Consider the following 8,297-nt stretch of genomic DNA (forward strand, 5'->3'; position numbering starts at 1 on the left):
AAAGAAAGTATTACTAGTTTACGAGAAAAAATAAAAGACAAAGTTAACTATTGACAAACTGATTGTAAGATCACACAACATTCATTTAATCAAAACACCCTCAATTTATTTTTGTTTGTAAGTTGAGGGTGTTTCTTTGTTGTTTTTAATTGACTTTTCTTTCCCAAAAGCGATGCGCGGTAATGGCTTCGACAAAATCGGCAGCAAAGACCTTGCTTTCTTGATTAGTGAAAAGAAGGACACCTGGTTCTTTTGCTAAGTTTTGAGCTTCAAACCACTGCTTCCCTTCATTACTTAAGGCAAGCGGCTTATAATGAGTAAAAGCTTCTTTAAGAAACATTTTCGCTTCCATTTCAAAGCTCGTATCAGCTTTCTTTCCCCCATTTACATAAATCGCATCAAAGGCAACGGAACCGTCAGTCAAAAAAGTATGCTTCGCTTCCAGTTTGCTATTGTCTGAACCTTTGATGATGCCAAGTTTATCGCTTAAAATAGCGGTTTGAACCCCCGATGTTTGTAAAGTTTTTAATATCTCATTTACAACTGCTCCATCATACCCTTCTGCGATTACGACGGCAACCTTACGTGTTAGCGGTGTTTTTGGTGTTAATTCTTGACTGAGAGCAGGAGACGATTTCGTTATGTTTGTACCACCCGATTGGGGTGGGATTGTATCAATTGTCTCGGCGAAAGCAGTTGTCATTTCTACACTCACATTAGCAAACATGTCGACCACACTTTGTCTAATCGCTTTGCTTTTTACTTTACTAAGTTCAAAACGAAAAGCATCAATGATATGTTTCTTTTCAGAAGCACTCATACTGTTCCAGAAAAGGGTCGCTTGCGAGAAGTGATCCTTAAAACTTTGAGCTCGTGCACGAATTTTTCGACCTTCGACTTTTTCTTGATAATGAACGTAACCACCCTCTGCCTCACCCACTGTTTTTGGTGAATTATTAGCCAAAGCATTATTATGATACGTCACTTGCCCTTTGTTAATCGTTTGACGTCCAAACCCATCCCTCTGATTATTAAAAAACGGACATACCGGGCGGTTAATCGGGATTTCGTGAAAATTAGGTCCTCCGAGTCGAAGCAACTGAGTGTCTGTATAGGAAAATAAACGGGCTTGCAATAAAGGATCATTTGTAAAGTCAATTCCTGGGACGACATTTCCAGGATGAAAGGCTACTTGCTCTGTCTCCGCAAAAACATTGTCCACATTTCGATTTAAGGTCATTTTACCAACAAGCTTGACAGGTACATCTTCTTCTGGCCATATCTTAGTTGGATCAAGAATGTCAAAATCAAAAGCGAATTCATCTTTTTCTTCAATGATTTGTAAACCTAATTCATATTCAGGGTAATTCCCCATATTAATTGCATCCCATAAATCTCTCCGCATATAATCGGGGTCCTTCCCTCCTAACTTTTGAGCTTCATCCCAGACTATAGAATGAGTCCCTAAAACCGGTTTCCAATGAAATTTAACAAAATGAGCTTTTCCTTTCTCGTTTATCAAACGAAACGTATGTACACCAAAGCCTTCCATCATTCGAAAACTTCTTGGAATTGCTCGATCACTCATTAACCACATAATCATATTAGCTGATTCTTGGTTTTGCGAAACCCAGTCCCAGAAAGTATCATGCGCGGCACTTGCTTGAGGCATTTCATTATGAGGCTCTGGTTTAATCGCATGAACGACATCAGGAAATTTAATCCCATCCTGAATAAAGAAAACTGGGATATTATTGGCGACTAAATCGTAATTTCCTTCTTCCGTATAAAACTTTGTCGCAAAACCCCGTGCATCCCTCGGCGTATCAAGGGAACCACGTGAACCAACAACTGTTGAAAAACGGACAAAAACAGGTGTTTTCTTTTTCGGCTCTTGCAAAAATTTTGCCATTGTATAAGGCTTCAACGATTCATAAACCTCAAACTCACCATGTGCAGCAAACCCTCGGGCATGCACCACTCGTTCTGGAATACGTTCATGGTCAAAATGGGTCATTTTTTCGCGGAAATGAAAGTCCTCCATAAGCGTAGGACCGCGTTCTCCTGCAGTGAGAGAAAGTTCATCCTCTGATAGCTTTAAACCGTGATCCGTTGTCATCACTTTACCTTGATTATCTTCACTTCGAAACAACTCTAACTGTTCATTTTTACTATTTTCATTTATTTCTTTTTCCTCATTCACTTTAAAACGACACTCCTTTCATCACTTTGTTATTTCCTTTCGTATTGTTTGTTAGGAGTTACCCTTTTATGTAAGAATGATCAAGGAAAAAGTCCTCTTCACTTTAAGTAGAGAAAAAGCCATACCGTTCATCTTATCACTAAGAATACAGGCATGGCTTTTTCTGTTTGTCTTTTTATGTTTCCTATTTTACAAGTAGCATTGATGGTTTTCTTTAACCCTGTTTGGGAGGTCTTGGTCCAAAAAATTGATAAAAATCGGTTTTAATATTCCCGTTGTATAATTTCCGCTTTTTGGAAGCCTTTTTACCATAAAACTGTTCAAACGATTCATTCGAAGTAAGCATATAAACAGACCATGTGTCATAAGAAGAAAGTGCTTGCCCCATGTCTCGGTACATTTGTTCGACTTCCTCTTGTTCGCCTAAACGTTCTCCGTATGGAGGGTTTCCAACAATGACCCCATAACTGCCTTTATGACTAAAATCTTTTATTTGCATTTGTTTAAAAGTAACCAAATCTCCGAGTCCGGCTTCAAGAGCATTGTTGTTAGCTAGATCAACTGTACGGTGATCGATATCAGAACCGATGATATCAAGCTTTTGATCGTAGTTAGCTAAATCTTCAACTTCTTGACGGGCTTTATTCCAAACGTCTTTTCCAATCCAAGACCAATCCTCAGACACAAAATCACGATTAAATCCTGGAGCAATATTTTGTCCAATCATGGCCGCTTCAATTGGAATCGTCCCCGAACCGCAAAATGGATCAACAAATGGACGGTCAGGTCTCCAGCTTGTTAACATAATCATCGCTGCTGCCATCGTTTCTTTTAATGGAGCTTGATTGTGTAATGACCGATAACCACGTTTATGTAAGCCTACTCCACTAGAATCCAATGTCAAAGTGGCGACATCTTTATGCAAGGCGACTTCAATTCGATAAAGCGAGCCTGTTTCATCAAACCACGTCGTTTTATATTGTTTTTTTAAGCTCTCAACAACCGCCTTTTTAACAATCGCTTGACAGTCTGATACACTAAACAATTTTGATTTCACGGATTTACCGATAACCGGAAATTCAGCATCAACCGGAATATAGTCTGCCCATGGTAAGGCTTTTGTTTTTTCAAAGAGCTCATCAAAAGTAAAAGCTTTAAATTCTGCTATTTTTACTTTGATCCGATCAGCTGTACGAATCCACAAATTGGCTCGTGGTATCGCTGAAACGTCAGCTGTAAAGATTACTTTTCCATTTTCCACTTGGACATCTTCATATCCTAAGCTTTTGACTTCTCTTGCGACAATGGCTTCTAATCCCATAGTAGCCGTTGCAATTAAGGTTACTTTCTTCATAAAACTCTCCTTCAATCCGAACTTTTGACTTCGCTTTATTATAAGCTTTATCAGTCAATCACACAACCAATCGGACATCCGTTCATCTATGAAACGCCCATTTAGTCGAAAAGGTTTCAAAAACTAGATATTTGTAAATACATCATCATTTTTTTGATTACGAAAATGCTAGCCAGAGGCTCTTGCTTAAAGCATTCTCCTTTGATATATGCGTATGGATAAGAGCCAAGATATGAAATAAACAAGAACTGAAAGAGGCACAATGATTGTAAATAACTCTATTGCTGACATTTTGATTAGAAAAGAAATCCCATCTAGAATACTAGTAATCGTTGCTGCAGGTAAAAATTCAGCAATGGCAAATATTCCAACAAATAGAACGACTCCAGCAACCGTTAACTGTCGATGTGTAAATTTAAAACAAAGAGGCATAGTTGCCGCTGAAAATAAGATAATCATGACAAAACTGAATATAATCGTTCGAAAATCTAGAAGCATTTGATTATAACTTACAAATTGCTGCCCAATATAACAAACAGGAATGACTAGAATGGGAAAGAGCAAGGCACTAACATATTTAGAACTAACAATCTCCTTTCTCGTATAGGGCATTGAATTTAATAGCAAATGAGCCTTATCTTTTTCGTCATTATAAAATGAGCTCGTTATAAAGATAGTACTGATAACCATAAAAATAAAATAAGGATGTAAACCCGCATAAATATAAGCACCTAAAATAATCGGATAGATAATGAATTGCTTTTTTTGTAAGAGTAAGTCTTTTTTGAGTAAGTTAAGCATTTACACGGCTCCTTTTCGTATAGTACATAATATCTTCTAAACTTGCTTTTTCAATAAATATTTCATTCCCAAACGTAGTCGTAACGGAATGAATATTATTAGTAAGTGCTTCAAACCCAGTGTCCGCTTTTCGTACAGCAATAAATTCTTGTTCAGTCTCTCTATCTAACAAATCTAGTCGACCTTTGACAAGAGCATATTCTTCTTCAATTTTATAAAATTCTTTCGTAAAAATATGCTCCCCGTTATGAATAAAAGAAATATAATCTGCAATTCGATCTAAATCAGTCGTAATATGTGAAGAAAATAAAATCGTTTTATGTTCGTCTTGCATCAGATCACGTAGTAATTCTAGTAACTCTCTTCTAAAAATAGGGTCAAGGCCAGAAGTCGGTTCATCCATAATTAATAAATCTGCATTATGGGCAAGTGCAAACGCTAATGAAGCTTTCATTTTCATCCCTTTAGAAAAGGTTTTTACTTGTTTATTTAAAGGCAATTCGAATAATTCGATATAGTAATTAAATTGATTATCGCTCCATTGTTTATAAGCAGGGGCAATAATCTTTTTCATTTCTTTTAACGTAAGAGTCTCATAGAAAACATTTTTATCAAATACAACACCTATGCGCTCTTTGATTTCCTTTTCATGTTGTGCGTAGTCTAAGCCAAATACTTTCAACGAACCGTTATCTGGTTTTAATAAATTTAAAATCATTTTTAAAGTAGTTGTTTTACCTGCACCATTTGTTCCGATAAAACCTGTTACAAACCCCTTTTTCACTTCAAAAGATAAGTTGTTAACTTTAAAATTTTTTAATGATTTATCAACGTTTTTTAATTCAATCACATTCTCCACGTTATTTTTCCTCCTCATATAAAATGGTTAACATTTCTTTTAGCTCGGTTAAAGGAATGTTTAAATCTTTCGCATTTTTAATTGCTTCAATCAATTTTTCTTCCACGACTTTTAATTTCTTTTCTTTTAAAATTTCAGAATTTTGTTCAGAAACAAAAGATCCTTTGCCTACAATGGAATAAATAAGTCCTGTCTTCTCAAGTTCTTCATAAGCTCTTTTCGTTGTAATGACACTTATTTGTAGGTTTTTTGCTAATTGCCTCATCGATGGAAGTGGCTCACCTTCTGAAAGGGCTCCTGTGAGAATCAAGTTCTTTATTTGATTGCTAATTTGTTCATAAATGGGCTCTTTTGATTGATTAGAAATTAGAATTTGCATGCATTAACCTTCTTTTGAATTATTGTATATATACTTTATATACAATATATACACATCAAAATAAAAAAGCAACTATTTTTTGGGAATTAATATAAAAAGTCCAATTTCTCAAATTTACTTCTGAGAAATTGGACTATAATTATTTGTTTATTTTAAAAATGAAACCGTCTTGAACGCTCTTACGTAAAAACGGACTTGGTTCACCAACACTATAAAGTTGCAAATCATGCATTGCTCTAGTGCAAGCCGTATAAAAAATTCGGCGAAGGCTCTCATCACCGTATACATGTTCAGAAGCATCATAAATGATGACGGCATCGAATTCGATACCCTTGGCCAAATATGACGGGATGACAACGACCCCTTGCTCATATTCAATCGAGCTACTCTTTAAAAGTTTTGTTTCTTCAATGCTAGAGAGAGATTCATATGCTTTTATACTTTCCTCAGCAGATTTACATATGATCGCAATACTATTAAACCCTTGACTTCGCAATTCTGTAACTTTGGAAGCGATACAGCTATGAAGTTCTACGTGATCAGTAACTTGTATTAGCGCCGGTCGTTCACCAGGGCGTTCAAAAGGAATTATCCTTTCTCCATTAAGAACGAGCCTTCGTGTAAATTCAATGATCGGTTTGGTCGAGCGGTAACTTCGAGCTATATTGATTAATTCTGTCTCATCCGGTCCGTAAAGATCAGTAAGTGTATTAAAATTCACCTTTTCACTAGCATGGGCGAATATCGCTTGGTTAAAGTCACCGAGTACGGTCATCCTTGCCGCAGGAAATAAACGCCTCAAAAATTCAAACTGAAAAGGAGAGTAGTCCTGTGCTTCATCGACAACAATATGTTTAATCGAGCGGTTTGTTTGAAAGCCAAGAATTAGTTCTTTTAAAAGTAAAAACGGTGTAGCATCCTCATAAAATAGTTTAGCTTCATCTAATGTTTCCACTGTCGTTTGACAAATAGTCGTCCATTCAGCAGGTGTCTCTCCTTTAAGCCAATGTTTGATTTGCAATGGGTCAGCAAAAAGCTGTGTGTAAACACCCCGAAAGTTAACAAAATGAAACGCACGAACTCGTTTTCGTAACGGTTTTAATTTTTGGGAAACGATCAAACGGGCAAGTGCTTCTGGTTCGATCTCATAGTCGGCTATCGCTTCTCTTTCAAAGCCTCGTTTTTCCGCTAAAAAGCGGTGGGCCTTATGATAATCTTCGTTGCTAAGGAGCTCGATTTCCTCCTGTACCCAAGGCTTTTCCCTCTCGTCTCTCTGGATTTCTTTTAATTTCATAATGAGCCAATCTTTCAACTTTTCAAGTCGACTATGGAAACGAAGTGCAGTGTCATGGCTGTAAAACCTGTTAGCTATTTGTTCGGATGTAATGATTGGCTTCCCTCTAAAATTAATGTCCTTAAATAGGAGCCCTGATAGTTCTAATGACTGTCTATATGATTGAATCGCTTCAAAAAAACGAGTTGAGGCTTTAAAACGAATCCCCTCAAGCCTTGCCCTATACGATGGAGTATTCGTAGCAGTTAAAACATATTCCAATTGGTCGTACGGATTTTCCACTTCAAACTCTTTACTCAGACGATGGACTAAGTATTGCTGAAATGTGACCTGTTGCATATTCTCTTCACCAAGTTCTGGGAGCACATTGGACACATAACTGCTAAACATGGAATTTGGCGAAAAAAGAATGATTTGATCGGCATTGAGATGTTCTCGATATTTGTAAAGCAAATAAGCAATTCGTTGCAAGGCAGCCGATGTCTTCCCACTGCCCGCAGCACCATGAACAATGAGTAACCTCCCTTTATCATGACGAATAATCCGGTTTTGCTCCTGTTGAATGGTCGCTACTATATTGTGCATCTGTTTGTCGGTTCCTTTACCGAGAACTTGCTGTAAAATTTCGTCTCCGATAGTGAGACTCGTATCAAACATGGATTGAAGAATACCGTCACGAATTAGGTATTGCCACTTTTTCTCCAATACGCCTTCGATTGGCCCCTCGGGTGTTATATACTGAGCCTCTCCTGGCTGGTAATCATAATAAACACTTGAGATAGGAGCCCTCCAATCGTAGATCAGAAAGTTCTCTCCACTAGTATCACTCAGCGACGAAATCCCGATATAGATTTGCTCTTCTGTTGAATCTCCTGCTTCAATAAAGTCAATCCGACCAAAATAAGGAACCTCATTCATTCGACGCAACGTAGATAAACGTTTAGACGCATGTCTATGGGTGCTTTGGTTCACAGATAGAGCTTGAGCCTCTTGCCGTAAGCCAATAATGGTCTCAAGATAATCATCAAAGGTATCTGTATTCACCTTGACTTCATCCCAAAAGTGCTTGCGGATATGAACGACTTCATTCTTACGCTTGGTCGTTTCTTCTTCTAATCTGCTAATTTCCTCCGTAATGGTCTCCATTACACCGTCTACTCGCTTTTGTTCCTGCTGAAGTTCTGAATTCATAGAACACGCTCCTTAAAAAAGTAATAAAAGGGTTGACTAACGCACCGATCGCATTGTATAATTAAAATAGGGGTAATATATAAAAAATTAAATAAACAATGCACATCTATATAAATTTATCACAAGAACTTACTTTTTTCAATAGTTTCACTCTCAATATTGATCGACAAAATATAAGATTTATATCCGTATTCGCCTAAAAAAAGATTCGAGAAG

6 protein-coding genes are annotated in these 8,297 nt (G+C 37.1%); all 6 read right to left on the reverse strand.

Features of this window, described 5'->3' with window-relative positions; translation table 11 throughout:
- Positions 1-145 precede the first annotated feature (145 nt).
- The 6 genes from BALCAV_RS13920 to helD all read right to left on the reverse strand — a co-directional run bounded on the left by BALCAV_RS13920 (position 146) and on the right by helD (position 8,081).
- Positions 146-2,203 (reverse strand): catalase, encoded by a 2,058-nt coding sequence (locus tag BALCAV_RS13920; protein WP_003321415.1) that lies wholly within the window; start codon positions 2,201-2,203, stop codon positions 146-148.
- 214 nt (positions 2,204-2,417) lie between these two features.
- On the reverse strand, positions 2,418-3,557 hold the full coding sequence (locus BALCAV_RS13925; RefSeq protein WP_003321414.1) for a THUMP domain-containing class I SAM-dependent RNA methyltransferase: 1,140 nt from the start codon (positions 3,555-3,557) through the stop codon (positions 2,418-2,420).
- 186 nt (positions 3,558-3,743) lie between these two features.
- Positions 3,744-4,358, reverse strand: a complete 615-nt coding sequence (locus BALCAV_RS13930) for an ABC-2 transporter permease (RefSeq protein WP_003321413.1) — start codon at positions 4,356-4,358, stop codon at positions 3,744-3,746.
- Positions 4,351-5,217 carry an ABC transporter ATP-binding protein gene (locus BALCAV_RS13935; RefSeq protein ID WP_003321412.1) on the reverse strand — a complete coding sequence of 289 codons (867 nt, stop codon included), beginning with the start codon at positions 5,215-5,217 and terminating at the stop codon, positions 4,351-4,353. The genes BALCAV_RS13930 and BALCAV_RS13935 overlap by 8 nt, the downstream gene beginning before the upstream one ends.
- Before the next feature lies 1 nt (position 5,218).
- On the reverse strand, positions 5,219-5,596 hold the full coding sequence (locus BALCAV_RS13940; RefSeq protein ID WP_003321411.1) for a GntR family transcriptional regulator: 378 nt from the start codon (positions 5,594-5,596) through the stop codon (positions 5,219-5,221).
- A 139-nt stretch (positions 5,597-5,735) separates the two neighbouring features.
- Positions 5,736-8,081: an RNA polymerase recycling motor HelD gene (helD, locus tag BALCAV_RS13945; RefSeq protein WP_003321410.1), complete on the reverse strand. Its 2,346-nt coding sequence runs from the start codon at positions 8,079-8,081 to the stop codon at positions 5,736-5,738.
- Positions 8,082-8,297 lie beyond the last annotated feature (216 nt).

Source organism: Alkalihalobacillus alcalophilus ATCC 27647 = CGMCC 1.3604 (genome assembly GCF_000292245.2).
Classification (GTDB): Bacteria; Bacillota; Bacilli; order Bacillales; family Bacillaceae_D; genus Alkalihalobacillus; species Alkalihalobacillus alcalophilus.

Excerpts from the sequence above, each read along its gene's own strand:
- BALCAV_RS13925 (WP_003321414.1), bottom strand. The coding sequence starts at position 3,557 with ATGAAGAAAGTAACCTTAATTGCAACGGCTACTATGGGATTAGAAGCC.
- helD (WP_003321410.1), bottom strand. The coding sequence starts at position 8,081 with ATGAATTCAGAACTTCAGCAGGAACAAAAGCGAGTAGACGGTGTAATG.
- BALCAV_RS13930 (WP_003321413.1), bottom strand. The coding sequence starts at position 4,358 with ATGCTTAACTTACTCAAAAAAGACTTACTCTTACAAAAAAAGCAATTC.
- BALCAV_RS13940 (WP_003321411.1), bottom strand. The coding sequence starts at position 5,596 with ATGCAAATTCTAATTTCTAATCAATCAAAAGAGCCCATTTATGAACAA.